At 60.9% G+C, this 19,237-nt stretch carries 17 protein-coding genes and 2 tRNA genes; 10 read left to right on the top strand and 9 right to left on the bottom strand.

Going from position 1 to position 19,237, the window contains the following annotated elements; all coding sequences use genetic code 11:
* Window positions 1-25: 25 nt before the first annotated feature.
* Window positions 26-946 carry a recombination-associated protein RdgC gene (gene rdgC, locus NVV94_RS20085; RefSeq protein ID WP_258444121.1) on the bottom strand — a complete coding sequence of 307 codons (921 nt, stop codon included), beginning with the start codon at window positions 944-946 and terminating at the stop codon, window positions 26-28.
* Window positions 947-1,109: 163 nt separating this feature from the next.
* On the opposite strand from rdgC, the gene NVV94_RS20080 reads away from it, so the two are divergent.
* Together NVV94_RS20080 and NVV94_RS20075 are read left to right on the top strand one after the other, a co-directional pair.
* Window positions 1,110-1,185: transfer RNA gene (locus NVV94_RS20080), tRNA-Val, on the top strand.
* Between the two features lie 19 nt (window positions 1,186-1,204).
* Window positions 1,205-1,281: transfer RNA gene (locus NVV94_RS20075), tRNA-Asp, on the top strand.
* 143 nt (window positions 1,282-1,424) lie between these two features.
* On the opposite strand, the gene NVV94_RS20070 is transcribed toward NVV94_RS20075, so the two are convergent.
* The 4 genes from NVV94_RS20070 to NVV94_RS20055 form a co-directional block, all read right to left on the bottom strand.
* A complete protein-coding gene (locus NVV94_RS20070) occupies window positions 1,425-1,751 on the bottom strand; it encodes a helix-turn-helix domain-containing protein (RefSeq protein ID WP_258444120.1) in 327 nt (108 codons plus the stop codon).
* A complete protein-coding gene (locus NVV94_RS20065) occupies window positions 1,732-1,986 on the bottom strand; it encodes a type II toxin-antitoxin system RelE/ParE family toxin (RefSeq protein WP_258444119.1) in 255 nt (84 codons plus the stop codon). The genes NVV94_RS20070 and NVV94_RS20065 overlap by 20 nt, the downstream gene beginning before the upstream one ends.
* A 160-nt stretch (window positions 1,987-2,146) precedes the next feature.
* A complete protein-coding gene (locus tag NVV94_RS20060) occupies window positions 2,147-3,310 on the bottom strand; it encodes a catalase family protein (protein WP_258444118.1) in 1,164 nt (387 codons plus the stop codon).
* The gene (locus NVV94_RS20055; protein WP_258444117.1) at window positions 3,307-5,100 is read right to left on the bottom strand and encodes a cytochrome c; all 1,794 of its coding nucleotides are present in this window, start codon (window positions 5,098-5,100) and stop codon (window positions 3,307-3,309) included. The genes NVV94_RS20060 and NVV94_RS20055 overlap by 4 nt, the downstream gene beginning before the upstream one ends.
* Before the next feature lie 366 nt (window positions 5,101-5,466).
* Here NVV94_RS20055 and NVV94_RS20050 point away from each other — a divergent pair, with 366 nt between their 5' ends.
* The 7 genes from NVV94_RS20050 to NVV94_RS20020 all read left to right on the top strand — a co-directional run bounded on the left by NVV94_RS20050 (window position 5,467) and on the right by NVV94_RS20020 (window position 17,142).
* Window positions 5,467-9,576 carry a bifunctional nitrate reductase/sulfite reductase flavoprotein subunit alpha gene (locus NVV94_RS20050; protein WP_258444116.1) on the top strand — a complete coding sequence of 1,370 codons (4,110 nt, stop codon included), beginning with the start codon at window positions 5,467-5,469 and terminating at the stop codon, window positions 9,574-9,576.
* Window positions 9,577-9,929: 353 nt separating this feature from the next.
* Entirely contained in the window at window positions 9,930-12,488 is a 2,559-nt protein-coding gene (nirB, locus tag NVV94_RS20045) for a nitrite reductase large subunit NirB (protein ID WP_258444115.1), read from the top strand.
* The gene (nirD, locus tag NVV94_RS20040) at window positions 12,488-12,880 is read left to right on the top strand and encodes a nitrite reductase small subunit NirD (RefSeq protein WP_258444114.1); all 393 of its coding nucleotides are present in this window, start codon (window positions 12,488-12,490) and stop codon (window positions 12,878-12,880) included. The genes nirB and nirD overlap by 1 nt, the downstream gene beginning before the upstream one ends.
* Before the next feature lie 169 nt (window positions 12,881-13,049).
* On the top strand, window positions 13,050-13,982 hold the full coding sequence (gene pcaQ / locus NVV94_RS20035; protein ID WP_258444113.1) for a pca operon transcription factor PcaQ: 933 nt from the start codon (window positions 13,050-13,052) through the stop codon (window positions 13,980-13,982).
* Window positions 13,983-14,149: 167 nt separating this feature from the next.
* Window positions 14,150-14,893 (top strand): FKBP-type peptidyl-prolyl cis-trans isomerase, encoded by a 744-nt coding sequence (locus NVV94_RS20030; RefSeq protein WP_258444112.1) that lies wholly within the window; start codon window positions 14,150-14,152, stop codon window positions 14,891-14,893.
* Window positions 14,894-15,186: 293 nt separating this feature from the next.
* Window positions 15,187-15,639, top strand: a complete 453-nt coding sequence (locus NVV94_RS20025; RefSeq protein WP_258444111.1) for a YkvA family protein — start codon at window positions 15,187-15,189, stop codon at window positions 15,637-15,639.
* Window positions 15,640-15,909: 270 nt separating this feature from the next.
* Window positions 15,910-17,142 carry a site-specific integrase gene (locus tag NVV94_RS20020; RefSeq protein ID WP_258444110.1) on the top strand — a complete coding sequence of 411 codons (1,233 nt, stop codon included), beginning with the start codon at window positions 15,910-15,912 and terminating at the stop codon, window positions 17,140-17,142.
* Window positions 17,143-17,192: 50 nt separating this feature from the next.
* On the opposite strand, the gene NVV94_RS20015 is transcribed toward NVV94_RS20020, so the two are convergent.
* Together NVV94_RS20015 and NVV94_RS20010 are read right to left on the bottom strand one after the other, a co-directional pair.
* The gene (locus tag NVV94_RS20015; RefSeq protein WP_258444109.1) at window positions 17,193-17,486 is read right to left on the bottom strand and encodes a HigA family addiction module antitoxin; all 294 of its coding nucleotides are present in this window, start codon (window positions 17,484-17,486) and stop codon (window positions 17,193-17,195) included.
* Window positions 17,487-17,517: 31 nt separating this feature from the next.
* Complete coding sequence (locus NVV94_RS20010; protein ID WP_309304261.1) at window positions 17,518-17,784, bottom strand: type II toxin-antitoxin system RelE/ParE family toxin; 267 nt, start codon at window positions 17,782-17,784, stop codon at window positions 17,518-17,520.
* A 394-nt stretch (window positions 17,785-18,178) separates the two neighbouring features.
* On the opposite strand from NVV94_RS20010, the gene NVV94_RS20005 reads away from it, so the two are divergent.
* On the top strand, window positions 18,179-18,406 hold the full coding sequence (locus NVV94_RS20005) for a hypothetical protein (RefSeq protein ID WP_258444108.1): 228 nt from the start codon (window positions 18,179-18,181) through the stop codon (window positions 18,404-18,406).
* A 106-nt stretch (window positions 18,407-18,512) separates the two neighbouring features.
* Here NVV94_RS20005 and NVV94_RS20000 read toward each other — a convergent pair whose 3' ends face one another.
* Both NVV94_RS20000 and NVV94_RS19995 read right to left on the bottom strand, forming a co-directional pair.
* Window positions 18,513-18,980 carry a hypothetical protein gene (locus NVV94_RS20000; RefSeq protein ID WP_258444107.1) on the bottom strand — a complete coding sequence of 156 codons (468 nt, stop codon included), beginning with the start codon at window positions 18,978-18,980 and terminating at the stop codon, window positions 18,513-18,515.
* A complete protein-coding gene (locus tag NVV94_RS19995) occupies window positions 18,981-19,166 on the bottom strand; it encodes a hypothetical protein (protein ID WP_258444106.1) in 186 nt (61 codons plus the stop codon). It lies immediately after the preceding gene.
* Window positions 19,167-19,237: the final 71 nt, after the last annotated feature.

Here is a 19,237-nt window from a genome sequence, read left to right as displayed (position 1 = left end):
AGGCCCAAAGGGCCTTCAAAAAAAATCAGATCCCCTGCGGAATCTCTTCGCCACCCAAGGCTTCGAACATTACCGGCAAGAACTCGCCAAAGGTCAGCATCATCAAGGTAAAGCTGGCATCGAGCTGGCCCAGTGCCTCGTCGCCACCGTCTTCTTCGGCCTGGTCCTGCAACAGCTCTTCGAACTTCAGGCGCTTGATCACCATCTTGTCATCGAGCACGAAGGACAATTTGTCCTGCCAGGCCAGCGACAGTTGCGTCACTTGCTTGCCGGTGCTCAAGTGCAACTGGATTTCGTCGCTGGTCAGGTCCTGGCGCTTGCAACGCACTATACCGCCGTCTTCGTGGGTGTCGCGCAGCTCGCATTCGTCGAGCACGAAGAAATCAGGGGCTGCTTGCTGGGTCTTGACCCACTCGGTCATGGTGGCGGTTGGGGCGATTTTGACGGTCAACGGGCGCACTGGCAGCGAGCCGATCACTTCGCGCAGGGTCGAGAGCAGGTCTTCGGCCCGCTTGGGGCTGGAGGCGTTGACCAGGATCAGGCCTTGTTTCGGTGCAATGGCAGCGAAAGTGGCCGAGCGACGGATAAAGGCACGTGGGAGGAAAGCCTGGATGATTTCATCCTTGATCTGATCGCGCTCCTTCTTATAGACCTTGCGCATCTGTTCGGCTTCGATTTCTTCGATCTTCTCCTTGACCGCATCGCGCACGACGCTACCCGGCAGAATACGCTCTTCCTTGCGGGCGGCGATCAGCAGGAAATCCTGGCTGACGTGAACCAGTGGCGCATCTTCGCCTTTGCCGAAAGGGGCGACGAAACCGTAGGTGGTCAACTCCTGGCTTGCACAAGGGCGCGCCGGCTTGGTGGCCAGTGCGGTTTCCAGCGCCTCGGCATCAAAAGGGATATCTTGGGTCAGGCGATAGATAAGCAGGTTTTTGAACCACATGGGGTGAAGCTCTCCTTACACACATAAGGCGGGCATTATTCTCCGAGCCGGTGCCCGAGGCCAACCCTGCGCTAAGTGTTTGGAAGGGCTGGAAAAAATTTTAAAGAAAGTGCTTGCCAGAGGTCAGGTCGCTCCGTAGAATGCGCGCCACACCGAGAGTGAAGGGTGATTAGCTCAGCCGGGAGAGCATCTGCCTTACAAGCAGAGGGTCGGCGGTTCGATCCCGTCATCACCCACCAATCCTTCTCAGTGTTATGCGCAGCGGTAGTTCAGTCGGTTAGAATACCGGCCTGTCACGCCGGGGGTCGCGGGTTCGAGTCCCGTCCGCTGCGCCATATTAGGAACACAGGACCACTGAACGCCTGTGATCCACCGGAAAGCCCGCCTAGTGCGGGCTTTTTGCTGTCTGGGGTTTATGTTCCCCCTTATTCCCACGCTCCAGCGTGGGAATGCCTCACCCCGACGCTCTGCGTCCCGCTCACAACTCCAGCTGATCAGCCCTGATGCCAAACGCGCGCGCAATTTTCTCGCGGGTGGTCCTGCGTGGTTTATTCACCGCTTCTTGCTGAGCGAAAGCTGGCTGGGAAATCCCCATGCGCGTGGCAACTTCCTCTTGCGTGAGGTTCAAGTGTTCGCGCCAGGCGCGAATGGGTGTCGCGCCATCAACGATCCGACTGACCACTTGGTGCGGAATCAGATCGGCTTCGACGTGCTGGGCGATGTACTGCTCATAGGGAATGACGACAAATGCCGGTTTGCCATCCGGTCCGTTGATGATTTGCACTTCAGTAGGTGCGTTCGTCACGTTTTTTTACCTCTTGAATGCTGACGACCTGGATCGTGCCGTGCCAGTCGAACAGAACTCTGTAATTGCCGACTCGAAGCCTGTAGCCGCAGGCGTGTTGCACCAGCGATTTGACGTTCGCCACGTCGGGCATACGCTCAAGCTCAGGGACGGCATCACGAATCTGAACCTGATGCTGGGTGTGTAGCCTCAGCAATTGCTTTACGGCCTTCCGGGTCCAGTTTATCTGATTCATGAGGTTTTAATAAGCAATATATAAGTCTTTCAGGGTTTTTTAAAGATTTTATAAGTTAAGGCGACAGCCCCGTGAGGCTGCGCACTTCACTCGTCAACAACCCTAGATCGTTTGCATTGCCTTGGGCCCTGCAAACTGTTGCCGCATGTGGCTCACGCACCTATTGCGACACGCCATTGCGCGCATGCCGGTATTCGCTCACCGCCTCATACACCGCCTTGCGCAACCGGTTGATACCACCAATCGGCCGATGCGCTTCCAGCCCCTGCCACGGGTTGAACGACAGGTTGTCACACATCAGGTTCTGCTCCGGCGTATCGAAGTCCTGTGCTGGGATGCGGATGTGCGCGACGGTTTCGAAGGGCGCATCGGCTTCTCGCCATTCAATGCTGGTGTCTTCGATGGGCATGTATTTGTTGGCGTTCTGCCGCTGGAACTGCAAAGCGAAACAGGCCGGGCTGCGGTCGGTGGACAGCTGCTGGTACAAGGCCGTGCGCAGGAAGTTCGGCAGGTCTTGATTCAGCGCTGGCAGGGTGTAGGCCGGGCAGCTGGCCGGGTCTGGAACAACGCGGAATTTCGCGTTGGCACTGCCGAACTTGTACGGTGAGACCGAGTGGTAGGTGGCCTGTGTCGGGCTGTCCGGTGCCGGCGCAAGAGTGCCCAGGGCGATGAACAGATGGCGAGGCTCCCAGGTGCGTGGGTCCTTGCTCGGGAAGAACGCCATGGCTTTCTTGCCGTCGGCCTGGGCGGCGATGTTCTGGCGATACTCGGCCACGTCGCTGACGAAAAAGTTCGGATGGTTGAACATCACGAAATCCTGCTCGCCGCGCCCCTGTTGGCTGCTCATCAATTGCTTGCCCGGTACGCCGAGCAGTTTGATGGCCATGCCACGTGCATCACGGATGCTGTCGAACTGCGGGTAGGCATTGCCGTTGGACAGGCGTATCCAGGCCTGCCACGTCTTGCCGGGCTCGGCGAAGACGCCCTGGCGCATGGCTTCTCGCAGATCCTGCGGCACCTTTACTTCGGCCCGCACGCAGCCATGGGCCTTGGCATGGGCGTCACGCAGGTAGCGGGTGTCGCTGCGGTGCTGGTCGACGATGCGGATGGCGGTCTGAATAATGTCCTGGGTCATGGCCGCTTCGCCGGGCGGGATCTGCTCTTCGGCAGGCACCGGGCCGGAATGCTTCCAGGCGTACCAGGTGCTGGCCAGCAACCAGCCGAGCAAACCGAGCACGGTCAGTGCCAGCAGGGTGTTGAACAGGAACGCACCCAGGTACGACAGCAGGCGGCCGGGCAATCCCGGTTGGCGTGATCTCATCATGGCAATTGCACCTCTCGCGGGCTACCGAGCACTTTCAGGTATTCGAGCAGCGCCCAGCGCTCCTCCGGTTGCAGCAAGCGCCCGATGACTCCATTGCCACGGGGGCCTGCGCGGAATTCGTGACCGCTGTTGTGGTTGCCGGTGATCCGCGTATCGAACAGGAAGCCGCCAGGGAAGGCTTCCGTGCGGTATCCCAGGTGCCTTGGGTCGTATTCGAAACTGCCTTTATAGAAGGTCGTTGCGCGCTCATCCTGAGGCGACAGCAATTGGTAGAGACTCGGTACCGAGCCGTTGTGCAGGAAGGGCGGGGTGGCCCAGACCCCTTCCAGCGGTCGCGCCTTGTAAGCACGCAACTCACGCACGCCGATCGGCAGGCCGTAGCCGTCCAGCCGTGCTCGTTCGGTTGGAGTTACATTGGCGTTGCGATAGGCGCTGGCTTCGACGAAGGCGGTGACATAAGCCAGGCCCTTGGCCACTGACAATTGCTTCATGTCCAGTTCGCCGCCCGCGGGATGCAGGTCGACGTTGAGGTTGGCCAGTTCCGCCGGATCCCATTGCAGTTCGCTCAGGTCGAAGCGGTGGTCGGCAATATTGTTGGCCGCCGTCGGGTCGGTGCCGATGGCCTGCACCGGCAGCATTTTCAGCTGTTGCACCGGGCGCGGGCCACCGGTCTGCACGTCGGGCACGTGGCAGCCGGCACAGTTTTCCTTGAACAGGGCGCGGCCATGGCTAGCCAGCGCCGGATCGATCTGGCCAAACAATGCCTCTGGCCAGACAGGCGGCTTGAGCCGTTGCAGGGTTTCCTCGATCAGGTTCAGGTCGCGGACCCGCACGCTGGAAGGGTAGCGGGCATCGCCGGTGAGCGGCTGACCATCGGTGTCAAAGAACTTAAAGGTCGCACCGACTCCCAGGGCTTCACCGATGTTGCGCGCCATCGGTTGCTGCGCCGAGCCGTTCCACTGGACCCAGTCGAAGGTCCAGATATCCCAGAGCTGCGGGTAATCGACCGGGGCATTGGCAACACGGTAATTCTCCGGGGAAATGGCATCGCCGAACGACGCGTTGGCGATGCGGCCGAAGGCATCGGTACGGCCCGGCCCTTCCAGTGTCGGGTAGAGGCCGCGATGGGTGTCGTTCCAGGCGACCTTGATGAACGTGTCCAGGGCCAGGCGCAATTCGCGCTGGTCGGTCTCATAACGCTCGCCCAGCACCGTGCGGGCAAAGCGCTCGTACTTCCATGGCAGGTAATAGGTAGCCGCCAGGCTCGCCACCAGTGCTTGCCCGAAGCTGCCGCCGCGCAAGGTCGGTACGCTCGAAGGCAGCACATGCTGGGCGGTGCCGCCGTCGATGCGCACGGCGTGGCCCTTGTAGCGCAGCTCGCCGGTGTGGCAGGCAGCGCAGGTGATGTCCAGGTATTGGGCGTTGTCGCCGCTGTTTTGATGGCGGGTAAAGCCAACCGGCAGGTTGCCGGGGTTCTGCGGGCTGGCCTGTTGCGCCGGATCGAGCAGGAAGCCGAAGCGCCCAAGGTGCTCGGGGGCGGCGAAACGCTCGCTGGAGAAGGGCAGTTCCAGGGCGGTGAACCACTCGTATTGCAGGCCTTTGACCTGGGTTCCCTGAGGTGTGTAGTAATAGGCCTGGCGATCCGCCTCGCTCCACTGCTCAAGATATGCCAGGCTCTGGGCCGCCGTGTATTGGGGCAGATTCGGCCGGGCGATGTAGTAGAGCGCCACGGCCAGGCCGAGAGCGATCAGAACTGCCAACAACAGCAGAGTGCGGTAGAAAACGCGCAAGGTTAACGTCCTTGTCAAATGAATGCCGTCTTATGCCTCAGGGCCTGCCTGAGTGGCAAGTGGCTACGTCTTATCTTCTCCAGTCATTTTTCCGATCCGGCAGCAGAAATCTCCTGATTGCATCGGTTTGGGGCGCTCGGCACTCTGGCGGTGCACCCGGGAAGCTGATTGATCCCTTCCAGGCAGCTACAACCCCTGTTTTACAAGGGTGCATGCTTTTTGGCGCGTGCCTTGCAATAACCTGCGTATCCAGCAGTCAACGCTGACTGCACATTTCACGACAAAGGCGCCGTGTTGCCCCGCTCAAGAGCGGATGGCAGCAAGGCGCCTTTTTGTTTTAAGGCCAAAAGGCCATGAGGTACGCGGATGACCAGCACAACGGTTCGCAGTGTCTGTCCTTATTGCGGTGTGGGTTGCGGCATCGTCATGACCGTGGCGGATAACCGGGTGATCAAGGTGAGTGGCGACAAGCAGCACCCGAGCAATTTCGGCCGCCTGTGCACCAAGGGCAGCACCAGCGGCCAGGCTATTGCCGAGTCTGGTCGCATGGAGCATGCCTTCATGCGTCACGAGCGTCAGCGCGACCCGGTGCGGGTCGGCATGGACGAAGCGATCAGAGCGACAGCGCAAAAGCTGCGGGGATTGCTCGACCAGCACGGTCCCGATGCCTTGTCCTTCTATGTCTCCGGGCAAATGTCGCTGGAAGCCCAGTACCTGGTGAACAAGCTGGCCAAGGGGTATGTCCGCAGCCGTCACATCGAGTCCAATTCGCGCCTGTGCATGGCCAGTGCCGGCAGTGGCTACAAGCTGTCGCTGGGCGCCGATGGGCCACCCGGCGGTTATCAGGATTTCGACCGGGCCGATCTGTTTTTCGTGACCGGCGCCAACATGGCCGACTGTCACCCGATTTTGTTCCTGCGCATGATGGACCGGGTCAAGGCCGGGGCCAAACTGATCGTCGTGGACCCGCGACGCAGCGCCACCGCCGACAAGGCCGACCTGTTCCTGCAGATCAAGCCGGGCACCGATCTGGCATTGCTTAATGGCTTGCTGCATCTGTTGCTGAAAAATGGCGACGTCGATACCGATTTCATCGCCCGCTACACCGAAGGCTGGGAAGAAATGCCGGCTTTTCTCGAAGACTATGCACCTGAGCAAGTGGCGGCGATTACCGGGCTGGCTGAAAGCGATATCCGCCAGGCGGCCGACTGGATCGGCCAGGCACCGGAATGGATGAGCTGCTGGACCATGGGCCTGAACCAGAGTATCCACGGCACCTGGAACACCAATGCGCTGTGCAACCTGCACCTGGCCACCGCAGCGATCTGCCGGCCGGGCAGCGGCCCGTTTTCATTGACCGGCCAGCCCAATGCCATGGGCGGACGCGAAATGGGCTACATGGGCCCTGGCTTGCCTGGCCAGCGTTCGGCATTGGTCGAGGCAGACCGACGCTTTGTCGAAGCGCTCTGGCAGATCCCCCACGGCAGCCTGCGGGCCGAGTCGGGTGAGGGCACCGTGGCCATGTTCGAGGCCATGCGCACCGGCAGCATCAAAGCCTGCTGGATCATCTGCACCAACCCGGTGGCCAGTGTGCCGAACCGCCAGCAAGTCATCGAAGGGCTGCAGGCGGCCGAACTGGTGATCACCCAGGACGCCTTCCTCGATACCGAAACCAATCGCTATGCCGACATCCTCTTGCCGGGTGCCCTGTGGGCCGAGGCCGAAGGGGTGATGATCAATTCCGAGCGCAATCTGACGTTGATGGCCAAGGCCGTCGAGGCGCCGGGTGAAACCTTGCCCGATTGGCAGATCATCGCCCGCGTGGCCTGTGAAATGGGTTTCGCCGAGGCCTTCGATTACCGCAGCGCCGAAGAGGTGTTCGAGGAGATCAAGCGCGCCTGGAACCCCGCCACCGGCTATGACATTCGCGGTATCAGTTATTCGGAGCTGCGCCAGACCCCTCGGCAATGGCCCAGCGCACCGGGCAGCAGCGCCGACCGTAGCCCGATCCGCTACCTCAACGATGGCATCAGCCAGACCCTCAAGCTCGATGCCGACGGCCAGCGCCCGGCGATCGCCTTCGCCACTGCCAGCGGCAAGGGGCGCTTTTTCGCCCGTCCCCACCTGCCGCCGGCCGAGATGCCCGATGAAACGTTCCCGCTGGTGCTCAACACCGGCCGCCTGCAGCACCAGTGGCACACCCTGACCAAGACCGGCAAAGTCCCCGCGCTGAACAAGCTCAACCCCGGGCCTTTTATCGAGATTCATCCGCAGGACGCCAACCGCCTGGGCATTGCCGAGCACGACCAGGTACAAGTGCGTTCGCGGCGTGGCCAGGCAGTACTGCCGGCGCAGATCAGCGACCGGGTGCGCCCCGGTACCTGCTTCGCGCCCTTCCACTGGAATGACGTGTTTGGCGAAGCGCTGGCGATCAATGCCGTCACCAGCGATGCGATCGACCCGATCTCGCTGCAACCGGCGTTCAAGTTCTGTGCGGTCGCCCTGACTCGTGTCAGTGGCGCTCGAATTCCGGCACAACAGATCGAGGCGGGGGCCGAACAACCGATACTTGATTCTCAGGAGCAGGGCACCATGGCGACCCAAACGCTGGCACGTCTGCTGGGCCTCGATGGCCCGTTTGAACTGACCCTGGCCGCCAATGAGCAGCTGTATATGCAGGGTTTCCTGATGGGCCTGCGCAGTGAAGGGGCAAAGCCTGTGGGCGGCGTACCGACGCTGCCGTCCAGTGCGCCGCTGACACCGGCCAAGCGCTTGTTGGTCGACGGATTGCTGGCCGGTTTGTTCTCTCGCTCCCCGGGGAGTACTGCGACTGTCCTGGAGGCACCTGCGGAGCGGCATCTGGTGCTCTGGGCCTCGCAGACCGGCAATGCCGAAACCGTGGCCAACCTGTGTGCCGAACGCTTGCGCCAGGCCGATCACAACGTGCAATTGAGCAGTATGGATGCGGTGACCCTGGATGAGTTGTGCACAGCCTCCAGCGTCTTGCTGATCGCCAGTACCTTTGGTGATGGTGATGCGCCGGACAATGGCTCGGCGTTGTGGCAAGCCTTGCAGGGGGAGGCGGCAGCTCGCTGTGCGGGGCTGCGTTTCGCCGTGCTGGCGTTGGGTGACTCCAGTTACGATCAGTTCTGCGGCTTTGGGCGCAAGCTCGATCAGCGACTGGTCGAGCTCGGCGCACAGCGCTTGGCCGAGCGAGTCGATTGCGAGCCGGAGTACCAAGAGTTGGCGGATCAATGGCTCGATACGGTCAGTTCGGCCCTGGTGGGTAACCCCGTCCGGCAACCTGCCGCACAGCCGGTTCGCTCGGACACGGGCGCCATCGAGGCGCCTGCCAGCCTTTACAGCAAACAGCGCCCCTGGCAGGCGCGGCTGTTGCACAACCGCCTGCTCAACAGTCCAGGTGCTGTGAAAGAAACCCGGCAAATTGTCTTCGACCTCAAGGATTCCGGGTTTGATTATCAGGCTGGCGATGCCCTTGGTGTCTGGCCCAGCAACTGCCTGACCCTGGTGGAAGATCTGCTCGGCACGCTCGGGCTCGACAGTGGCCAACATGTCCAGCTCAAAGGGAAGGGCGAACTGCCTTTGGCCGTGGCGCTGCAAAAGCACCTGGAGATCACCCGCATCACGCCCGACTGGCTGAACTTCGTTGCCGAGCGCAATGGCAGCCCGCGCTTGCGCGAACTGCTGGCGCCAGAACGCAAGGCTGAATTGAAGGATTGGCTGTGGGGCCGGCAGTTGATCGACCTGCTCAATGAGTTCCCGCTGGAGCTTTCGGTCGAAGAAATGCTCGCCCAGCTCAAGCCTTTGCAACCGCGGCTGTACTCCATCAGCTCGAGCCCCAAGGTGACGCCGAATGAAGTGCACCTGACCGTTTCGACGGTGCGCTACCGCCACAACGACCGGGCGCGCAGCGGCGTCTGCTCGGCCTTTCTGGCGGACCGTGCCGAGCATGGCCTGGTGCCGATCTTCACGCAGAAATCCGCACAATTTCGCGTGCCGCGGGACCCGCAGGCACCGATGATCATGGTGGGCCCAGGCACCGGGGTGGCGCCATTCCGCGCCTTCCTGCAGGAGCGTCAAGCCACCGGGGCGACCGGCAAGAACTGGCTGCTGTTCGGGGAGCAGCGTGCCTCCAGTGACTTCTACTACCGCGATGAGCTGCAGGCCTGGCACCGCGACGGGCACCTGGAGCGTCTTGATACGGCGTTCTCCCGCGATCAGGAGCAGAAGATCTATGTCCAGCAACGCATGCTCGAACAGGGCGCGCAACTCTGGAGCTGGTTGCAGGAAGGCGGGCACTTCTATATCTGCGGCGACGCCAGCCGCATGGCCAGGGATGTCGATGCCGCGCTCAAGACAGTGGTACGCGAACATGGCCGGTTCAGTGCCGAGGATGCCGAGGCCTATGTGGCGGGCATGGCTCGCGACAAGCGTTATCTGCGCGACGTGTACTGAAACGGCGCCCCATTAGTGTGAGATTTGCACCGCAACGCACCAAGAGAGTTCGATTTTGCCGTTAAAGGTGGCCTGTAAAGGCCGAGTTTCAAGCATTGGAGTAGTTGGCACGTAACCTGCTTTTACCTATTCAGGTCAGCCAAGACGCATTGGCAGACAGTCCGCGGTGGTCAATGTCGATCACACAACAGGACAGGTGAGCCGGGCATCGTACCCGCGCAACCTTACACAGATGAATACCAGGCAAAGGCGCCTGGAGCTTCGGCTCCAGGCGCCTTTTTTTTTGTTTATTTAGGGGGCTCGCACCCCGCTTGGCAGCGGCCACCGTGAATGGCCTGGAGTGAGGAACCTGTATGAATTCGATAGTGACGATCGCGCAGCGTGAAAGACTGGTCATCGTGGGCAACGGCATGGTCGGCCATCATTGTGTCGAGCAGTTGATCGAGCGGGGCGCGCTTGCGCGTTTCGAAGTGCATGTGTTCGGTGAAGAGCACCAGCGCGCTTACGACCGGGTGCACCTTTCGGAATACTTCAGCGGCAGCGATGCCGAAACCCTGGCCCTGGGTGATGCGCAGTTGTATGCCAACCATGGTGTGCGCCTGCACTTGGGGGAGGCGGTGCTGGAGATCGACCGTGAACGCCGCGAAGTGGTCACGGCCCAGGGGCGTCATCCTTATGACCAACTGATCCTGGCCACCGGTTCCTATCCATTTGTACCACCGATTCCTGGCTCCGAAGCCGAGGCGCGGCTGGTCTATCGCACCCTCGATGACCTCGACGCCATCCGCGCGGCCGCCGCCAACGCTCGCCGTGGTGTGGTGGTCGGCGGTGGCTTGCTCGGGCTGGAAGCGGCCAACGCGCTCAAGTCCCTTGGCCTGGAAGCCCATGTGGTGGAGTTCGCGCCACGCTTGATGCCTGTGCAGCTTGATGCCGATGGCGGTGCTGCCCTGCGCGCTCAGATCGAAGCGCTGGGCGTGGGTGTGCACCTGTCGCGGGCCACCCAGGCCATCGTTGCCGGCGAGGACTACCGCTACCGCATGAACTTCGACGGTGGCGAGTTTCTCGAGACCGATCTGATCGTGTTCTCTGCCGGCATTCGCCCTCAGGACGCACTGGGTCGCAGCAGCGGCCTGGAAATCGCCCCGCGCGGCGGCGTGGTGATCGATGAGCACTGCCGCACCAGTGATGCGCGCATCTTTGCCATCGGCGAATGTGCCTCGTGGAATGGCAGCATCTTCGGCCTGGTGGCGCCGGGTTACAGCATGGCCCGCAACGTCGCCAGTGCCCTGGCCGGGGAAGTGGCAGCCACCTTCACCGGCGCCGACATGTCGACCAAGCTCAAGCTGCTTGGGGTCGACGTCGGTTCCATTGGCGATGCCCACGCCGCCACGCCGGGTGCCAAGAGCTACCGTTTCATCGACGAAGCCAACGCCAGCTACCGGCGCCTGGTGGTCGACGCCAGCGGCAAACATGTCATCGGTGCCGTGCTGGTGGGTGATAACAGCTACTACGACACCCTGCTGCAGTACGTACAGAACGGCATCGCCTTGCCGGCAGATCCGTCGGCCCTGATCCTGCCGATCTCTGATGGTGCCCCAAGCCTTGGGGCCGATGCCTTGCCCGAGACGGCCACCATCTGTTCGTGCCACAACGTCACCAAGGGCTCGATCTGTTCGGCCATCGACAGCGGTTGCAGCGACTTGCCGATGCTCAAGTCCCAGACCAAGGCCTGTACCGGTTGTGGTGGTTGCGCGGCACTGCTCAAGCAAGTATTCGAGCATGAACTGGTGGCCCGCGGCGTGGCCGTGGACAAGAGCCTTTGCGAACACTTCGCCTACACCCGCCAGGAGCTGTATGCGCTGGTGCGCGTGGAAGGGATCATCACTTTCGAAGAAATGCTCGCCAAACACGGCCGCGGGCATGTCGGCTGCGACATCTGCAAGCCTGCGGTCGGTTCGATCCTTGCCTCGTGCTGGAACCAGCCGATCATGGACCCATCGCTGGTGCCGTTGCAGGACACCAACGACACCTTCATGGCCAACATGCAGAAGAACGGCACCTACTCGGTAGTGCCGCGTATACCCGGTGGCGAAATCACCCCGGACAAGCTGATCGCCATCGGTGCGGTGGCGAAGAAATACGACCTCTACACCAAGATCACCGGCGGCCAGCGCATCGACCTGTTCGGCGCTCAGTTGCATGAGCTGCCGGATATCTGGAGCGAGTTGATCGAGGCCGGTTTCGAGACCGGGCATGCCTACGGTAAGTCGACCCGCACGGTGAAATCCTGCGTGGGCAGCACCTGGTGCCGTTATGGCGTACAGGACAGCGTGCAGATGGCCCTGACCATCGAGGACCGCTACAAGGGTCTGCGCTCGCCGCACAAGCTCAAGTTCGCGGTATCGGGCTGCACTCGCGAGTGTGCCGAGGCGCAGAGCAAGGACGTGGGCGTGATCGCCACGGAGAAGGGCTGGAACCTCTACATCAGCGGCAACGGCGGCATGCGCCCGCGGCACGCGGAACTGTTCGCCACCGACCTGGATGACGAGACCCTGATCCGTTACATCGACCGCTTCCTGATGTTCTACATCCGCACCGCCGACAAATTGCAGCGCACCTCGGTCTGGCGCGAAAGCCTGGAGGGCGGGCTGGACTACCTCAAGCAGGTGATCATCGAAGACAGCCTGGGCCTGGCCGCCGAACTGGAGGCGCAGATGCAACTGGTGGTCGATCGCTACGAATGCGAATGGGCCAACGCCCTGAAAGACCCGGAAAAACTCAAGCGCTTCCGCACCTTCGTCAACGACAAGCGCGCTGACCCGGACATTCATTTCGTCAAGGAGCGCGGGCAACGCCGGCCTATTGCCGCCGCCGAACTCAATCTTATCCCTGTCACCGAGGAGGTGCTCTGATGGCCCCGTCCAGCAACGCAGTACGTGCGCCCGAACCCAAGCAAGAGGCCGAGCTCTGGCAATCGGTCTGCAAACGCCAGGACTTGATCGCCGACTCCGGCGTGGTGGTCTGGCTCGACGGCGCCCAGGTCGCGCTGTTCTACCTGCCGGGTGAACAGCAGGGGCGAACCTTGCACGCGGTCGACAATCACGACCCGCAGTCGGGGGCCAATGTGATCGGGCGGGGAATCGTTGGCAGCCTCAAGGGCGAGCTGGTGATTGCTTCGCCGCTGTACAAGCAGCATTTCAGTCTGGCCGATGGTACTTGCCTGGAAGATCCGCAGCAGCGCTTGCGAGTGTGGCCGGTGCGCTTGAACGGTGATGAGGTGGAGATCGGTCTGGGGCTGATGTAACCGGCGACTGCTACGGGCCTCAGCGCAGCCTGCGGCGGCTACACCAGGCGCCACGAAACACCTCATGTAGCCGCTGCCGCAGGCTGCGCTGAGGCCCGTAGGGCCTCCAGGGTTCTCGTTCCCACGCTCCAGGTTTGTATCAGTCGCAGGCATGGCATAGGCTTGCCCCATGAACCTGGATACCCGCATCAAATTCCGGCACTTGCTGTGCTTTCTCGAAATCGCCCGCCAAGGCAGCTTTGCCAAGGCGGCCGACGTCGTGGCGATCAGCCCGCCGGCCATCTCCAAGACCCTCAAGGAACTCGAAGACCTGCTGCAGACGCGGCTGTTCGAGCGCGACAGGAACGGCGTCGAGCTGACCCCGGCCGGCGTTCGCTTCATGCGTTATGCCGGGCCCTGTGTACAAGCCCTGCGCGATGGCGTGACGACCTTGCGCGGCGAAGAACACGCGCCGCCGCAGGTCAAGGTCGGCGTGCTGTCTACCGTCGAGAGTCTGCTGATGCCCGAGGTGCTCTGCCGCCTGCATCAACGCCACAGCGCCCTGGTGGTCAGTGTCGTCACCGGGCCGAGCGCGCACTTGCTGGCTCAACTGCATGTCGGTGAACTGGACCTGGTGATCGGCCGCATGACCGACAGCCCGCAAATCCAGGGCTTGATGTTCGAACATTTGTACAGCGAATCGATGTCGCTGGTGGTGCGCCCCGGTCACCCCTTGCTGGCGCGTCAGCCCACCGAGCGCAGCCAGGTCAATCGCTACCCGCTGGTGCTGCCGTTGGCCGGCACGACGATCCGCAAGCATGCCGACAGCCTGTTCGTGCAATGCGCCATCGAGCCCTCTTCGCAACGACTGGAAACATTGTCGCCGGCACTGAGCCGGCGTTATGTCCTGGGCAGCGATGCGGTCTGGGTCGCGCCCCATGACGCGGTGCACGTGGACATCAACAGCGGTGAGTTATGCGAGCTGGACCTGGGTGTACAGGAGCCGGGCGGTTCGGTGGGTATTTGCAGCAATGCCGCACTGCCACTGCCATTGCCGGCTCAGTGGCTGTGCGAAGTGTTGCGCGAAGTGGCCGGACAATACCGTGAAGGCAGCTATCCCTGATTACCCGAAGATGGTCTATCGTTAAGCCTTTGTGGGCCGAAAAGCGTTTGCAGACCTGAACTTATCGGAACTTTCTCGCTCTCATGCCGGTAGCCATTGGTCGTGGCCGCCTGATAAGCTCGCGGCTTTACTCGAATGCCCTATTGGCGGATGAACAAGGAAATAGCATGAAACAGCATCGGTTGGCGGCGGCGGTTGCCCTGGTTGGCCTGGTTCTGGCGGGTTGCGATTCGCAGACCGGCGTAGAGCTGAAAACCCCGGCGCAGAAAGCCTCCTACGGCATCGGCCTGAACATGGGCAAGAGCCTGGCGCAGGAAGGCATGGATGACCTGGATTCCAAAGCCGTTGCTCAAGGCATCGAAGATGCTATCGGCAAGAAAGAACAGAAGCTCAAGGACGAAGAACTGGTAGAAGCCTTCGCCGCACTGCAGAAGCGTGCTGAAGAGCGTCTGGCCAAGATGAGCGAAGAGTCGGCTGCTGCCGGCAAGAAATTCCTGGAAGAAAACGGCAAGAAAGCTGGCGTTGTCACCACCGCTTCCGGCCTGCAGTACGAAGTGATCAAGAAGGCCGATGGCGCTCAGCCAAAGGCGACTGACGTCGTTACCGTTCACTACGAAGGCAAGCTGATCGACGGCAAGGTCTTCGACAGCTCCGTCGAGCGCGGCGCTCCGATCGACCTGCCGGTCAGCGGTGTGATCCCGGGTTGGGTCGAAGGCCTGCAACTGATGCACGTCGGCGAGAAATACAAGCTGTTCATCCCGGCGGACCTGGCTTACGGCGCACAGAGCCCGAGCCCGACCATCCCTGCCAACTCGGTTCTGGTCTTCGAACTGGAACTGCTGGCTATCAAGGATCCAGCCAAGATGGAACAAGGCCAGGACCAGGACCAGGATCAGGACGCCGCCGACTGATCGGCAGCCCGTGATACTCCAACGCCCCGTCTCGACGGGGCGTTGTCGTTTTCGGGCCTGGGTAACCCAATTGCAACGTCGTGGTGTAGTCTTATCAACAAGTCCTGTGGCGGTAATCGTTCCTGGCCATCCAGTCAACGAATTACCGGCGTTCTTTTATGTGTGTAAAAAACGCCCGATCTAAGCGAGGCCCTTGTAAAACGGGGCTCTTGTGAAGCAAAAGTGGCTCTGTTCACAAGGTTATCCACAATTACTGTGGATAACCTTCACCCGGTATTTCCTCTGGAGGGCTTATGAAAGCACCCTGGAATTTCGCGAGGTTTCTGCCTCTTGCCGAACGGCTGCTCATTCGCGGCCGGTTGCCAGCATTGATCTTCGCGGTGGCGCGCAAAGGCCGGGGGCAGGGGCATCGACTCGGTAAGCTCAAGGAGGATGTCGGTGTGTTACAGGCACTGTGCCTGGCCTGGTGGCGAGGCGAGTACCGCGCCATCAGCCCCAGGGCGATCGTTGCGGTGGTGGCGGGGTTGTTATATTTCGTCAGCCCACTGGATGCGATCCCCGACCTGTTGCTGGGCGTCGGCATGCTCGATGATATCGCCGTGCTGGCCTGGGTGATGAAGGCCATCAGCGATGAACTCGATGCGTTTCGTGCCTGGCGGGCCCGGCAAACACCGGAGAAACTTCGGGTCGTCGAACGCCTGCCGGACAGCCCGGATGCCTTGCAACTGGAGCATCACAAGGGCTGAGCTCGACGAGCCGGCATTCGCATTACTACAGAGAACCCCCTCAAGCCCTTGCCGGCTGGTAATATAATTGGCATAAGGATTATGCCGACCGATTACATATCGAAAGCCCCTGGCTAGAAAGTAAGTCACTGTCCATGGGGCTTAAGTCCAGTAAATACAAGGGTTTCAGGCTGATTGTTGTGCGCTGCTGTTCGCTTCTGTTCGTTGCTATTCGGGATATCTGGGGATACGATTGGGGATATCGCTCCTGTAATCCGAACTGATATCCCCATGAAACGACTCAACGATTTGGCCATCAGGTCATTCAAAAACGCGAAGGGCGAACCGCTCGGCAAGCAGGCTGACGGCACTGTGGCGGGTCTGTACCTGCTGCATGGCAAAAACGGTTCACGGCTCTGGCGCATGAAGTTTTTCCTCGACAAGAGGGAATGCGTTCTGAGTTTGGGCAGCTTCCCCGAAACTTCACTGGCTGAGGTCCGGGATGCGGCGCGGGATGCGCGCAAACTTATCGCCAAAGGTGTGCATCCACTTGAAGCCAGGAAGGCCGGGATTGCAGCACAGCGGGCTACGGAGGCCTGCACTTTCGCGGCGGTGGCCGACGAGTTCATCCAGCACAAGGTCAAGTCCGGGCTGGCAGCCAAGACCCTGGCTGGCTATCGCGGCGCCCTCAAGAACCACATAGTGGGCGTGATCGGCCGATTGCCCGTGGCTGAGATCAAACTCAGCGACGTCAAGCGGGTGATCGATCAGGAAGGCACGACACCGGTCATGGCCAGATACGCCTTGGGCGTGGTCAAGATGGTGCTCGATTTCGCAGAGTTGAATGAGTACGTCGAACGGAATGCCGCCGCTGGCCGTCGCGGGCTTCTACCGAAACACGAGAAAACCAGCCGCAAGGCGATCACTGACCCGACGGCACTGGGTGACTTCCTGGTCAGGCTCGACGGCTACACGCCACCGACAGCCAGCGTAGCGTCGGCACTGCGGTTGCTGGCCTTGCTGCCAGTGCGCCCGATGGAAATGGTGGCGATGCGCTGGGAACACCTGGACCTGGACAGGGCAGAGTGGTCATTCGTCATCAGCAAAACCGGCAAGGATCACATCGTCGCGTTGCCCTCACAGGCGCTCGCCCTACTGCGTTCAGTGCGGGCACAGCGGTTGGCCGGCAAGGAGGGCAGGGGGTGGGTGTTCCCGTCGCCCATGCACGCTGCCAGGCACATTTCCCGCGACAGCTTGTTGGCCGGGCTGGTCAATGGCCTGGGCTACCAACGCGGCACAATCTCGGCGCACGGACTGAGGTCCACATTTCGAACCATCGCGCATGAGCAGCTAGGCATCGACCCGGTGGTCTTGGAGTTGATGCTGAGCCACAAGATGCCGGGCGCGTTGAGTGACACCTACGCACGGGCACAACTGCTGGACCAACGGCGGGAAGCGGCCCAGCGCTATGCGAATTACCTGGACGAACTGCGGATTTCGGCGCTCAAGCGGGAATTGTTGTAGTCAATCTCCAGTAGACATGATCGCAGGCCCCTTGGCGTTTCGGGTCGGGGTTACTCTAGGATCACACCGCCACTTCTGCCAGCGACCGACTGTTCGCCGTGCTCGAATTGCCACAGGTAATAAGCACCCTGTTGTGCGAGCCACATGCGCGCCTTGCCCAGTCCGGCCAGCTCAAAGCGGTAAGCCATATCGGCGCTGATCGCGGCACGACCGTTGAGCACGGCCGATAGGTGGCCGCGCGAATAGCCCAGGTGCCCGGCCAGTTCGCTGACCGTCAAATCGAGCGCGGGCAGCACGTCCTCACGCAACGCTTCCCCAGGGTGGGGCGGATTGTACATCGGCATAGGGTGCCCTCCTGTTCAGTGATAATCGAGGTTAGCTGACCAACTCCACGTCGGAGCCGACGAAACGAAAAATGACCCACCAGTTGCCCGACACGTTGACCGCCCAAAAGCCGGCGTGCTTGCCCTTCTTCATCAGGTATAGGCGGTTGCCTGGGCGCAACATGTCATCCGGTTCTTGCGCCTCTTCCAGCGAGGCCAGCAGGCGCCGCAAGCGCTCGACGTGCTCGGCTTGCACGGCTGAAGTGTCACCGTCCTTGTGCAGCTTCTCTAATCCCTTATGCCGAAAGCTCTTGATCATAGCGTCCTGCCATTCGTTCCGTGAATTGGAGAGTGTAAGGTGTCGCCTTACATATTGCCCATACTGGTCGGAAGCGCCTAGGACCGGGCTCCTTGGCCGATGGTGATGGTACTGGTCTACACTCAACGGTGCGCCGATTGCAAACCAACCATAAAAAAACGGCGGTTATCGGAGATTGGTGCAATGTGGAATAACCCTTTAATTCTTGCGATCGTGTATTTCACTGGAGTTTTTGGTATGGGCTGGTTTTGGTACATTGCCCTTCTGTGATCCGATGGGATAGGCGTTTCTGCATCAAATCACGGAGCCTATACAGCGTGCGCTACACTCAACAACAGCGCCGATTTGATCCAGATTGCAGGGTGCTAACACTGCTAAATGCGGAACCGTCACCATGCACATCTATGTCGAGATCGACCTGTCAGGCTACATCCATCCGGCAATCGACCTCCACACCGGCCAAATCGTCGAACTACCAAAATCGTTTCAGCCAAGGGTACTGGCGGTTGCTGAATGGGTTCAGTTAGAACTGGACTTTTTCGCAGACGACGCTGCGCGAAATGTACAGCAGCATAGCCCTGCGACCGGACTGGATTTCACGGAGCGACGCCTAGATCCCTGATTACAACAGCGGATGCTTCCTGCGGCGCAAGCCTTGCTCATCCAAATTGACGTGTTCCCGTCGCGCTAGGGCCTGATCTGCGCGCTGTTCATCGGTCAGGTGTAGCTCACTGGCCCACCGCTCCTGATCGGCGTTTTCGACAGGTAGAGGTTGGAGCAGGGGCACGGTCGGGCTGGGTAGCTGGCGACTGCCAGTGGGCGTTGCAGGCCTGCTGCGGGGTCATCTCAAGGCCCTGCTCATAGGCAGCTTTTGCCAGACAAAAAGCAACGCGTCGGGCTGCCTCAAAATCGCTCAGGTTGCTGGCATTTATAGTCAGGTTCTGGTTGAGCACATCAACATCTTCCTTCGGCATCGGTGGCATCAGTCGAGCAAGGCAGTCGCGGATGAAGCTACCGGGTTGGGCCTTGGCGTAGTCGAGGAGAAAAGCCGCACCGCCCAAGGCCCGGTACACAGACAAAATATCGTTGGCGACTTCGCCGCTGATTAGCTGGCGCGCAGCTTTGTCGAGTGAACCACGCTTGCGTCCGCTTCCTGGGACTTTTGGCGTTCCCGGTTTTCGGCCACGGGTAGCCATTCAATCAGCCTCATCCACCGTAACGACGACACCGCGCAGGCTGCCATCGTCGGTGTAGTCCAAGTGTGCCGAGGCTGGGCGTAGCGGTTGCTCGGGCTGCGCTTGTAACCATTCAGCGAGCGCCTCAAGCAGTGCATGCGCCTCGGATATGCGGTCGTTGCCGCTAAAAATCACTGTGGTTGCCATGATGTGTACTCCTTATCAGTGGGCTGGCGGGTCAGGCCGCAGAGCCGGGATCATTCTGACCGTCCTACCTA

It is taken from the genome of Pseudomonas sp. LS1212 (assembly GCF_024741815.1).
Classification (GTDB): Bacteria; Pseudomonadota; Gammaproteobacteria; order Pseudomonadales; family Pseudomonadaceae; genus Aquipseudomonas.
The sequence above is the reverse complement of the archived record's forward strand: the minus strand, read 5'-3'. Positions and strand labels throughout refer to the sequence as shown.

Bases quoted from the DNA above. Each gene is read 5' to 3' on its own strand.
- rdgC (WP_258444121.1), bottom strand. From the start codon at position 946: ATGTGGTTCAAAAACCTGCTTATCTATCGCCTGACCCAAGATATCCCT.
- NVV94_RS20065 (WP_258444119.1), bottom strand. From the start codon at position 1,986: ATGAATCAGATAAACTGGACCCGGAAGGCCGTAAAGCAATTGCTGAGG.
- NVV94_RS20060 (WP_258444118.1), bottom strand. From the start codon at position 3,310: ATGATGAGATCACGCCAACCGGGATTGCCCGGCCGCCTGCTGTCGTAC.
- NVV94_RS20050 (WP_258444116.1), top strand. From the start codon at position 5,467: ATGACCAGCACAACGGTTCGCAGTGTCTGTCCTTATTGCGGTGTGGGT.
- nirB (WP_258444115.1), top strand. From the start codon at position 9,930: ATGAATTCGATAGTGACGATCGCGCAGCGTGAAAGACTGGTCATCGTG.
- nirD (WP_258444114.1), top strand. From the start codon at position 12,488: ATGGCCCCGTCCAGCAACGCAGTACGTGCGCCCGAACCCAAGCAAGAG.
- pcaQ (WP_258444113.1), top strand. From the start codon at position 13,050: ATGAACCTGGATACCCGCATCAAATTCCGGCACTTGCTGTGCTTTCTC.
- NVV94_RS20030 (WP_258444112.1), top strand. From the start codon at position 14,150: ATGAAACAGCATCGGTTGGCGGCGGCGGTTGCCCTGGTTGGCCTGGTT.
- NVV94_RS20025 (WP_258444111.1), top strand. From the start codon at position 15,187: ATGAAAGCACCCTGGAATTTCGCGAGGTTTCTGCCTCTTGCCGAACGG.
- NVV94_RS20020 (WP_258444110.1), top strand. From the start codon at position 15,910: ATGAAACGACTCAACGATTTGGCCATCAGGTCATTCAAAAACGCGAAG.
- NVV94_RS20015 (WP_258444109.1), bottom strand. From the start codon at position 17,486: ATGCCGATGTACAATCCGCCCCACCCTGGGGAAGCGTTGCGTGAGGAC.
- NVV94_RS20010 (WP_309304261.1), bottom strand. From the start codon at position 17,784: ATGATCAAGAGCTTTCGGCATAAGGGATTAGAGAAGCTGCACAAGGAC.
- NVV94_RS20005 (WP_258444108.1), top strand. From the start codon at position 18,179: ATGCACATCTATGTCGAGATCGACCTGTCAGGCTACATCCATCCGGCA.
- NVV94_RS20000 (WP_258444107.1), bottom strand. From the start codon at position 18,980: ATGGCTACCCGTGGCCGAAAACCGGGAACGCCAAAAGTCCCAGGAAGC.
- NVV94_RS19995 (WP_258444106.1), bottom strand. From the start codon at position 19,166: ATGGCAACCACAGTGATTTTTAGCGGCAACGACCGCATATCCGAGGCG.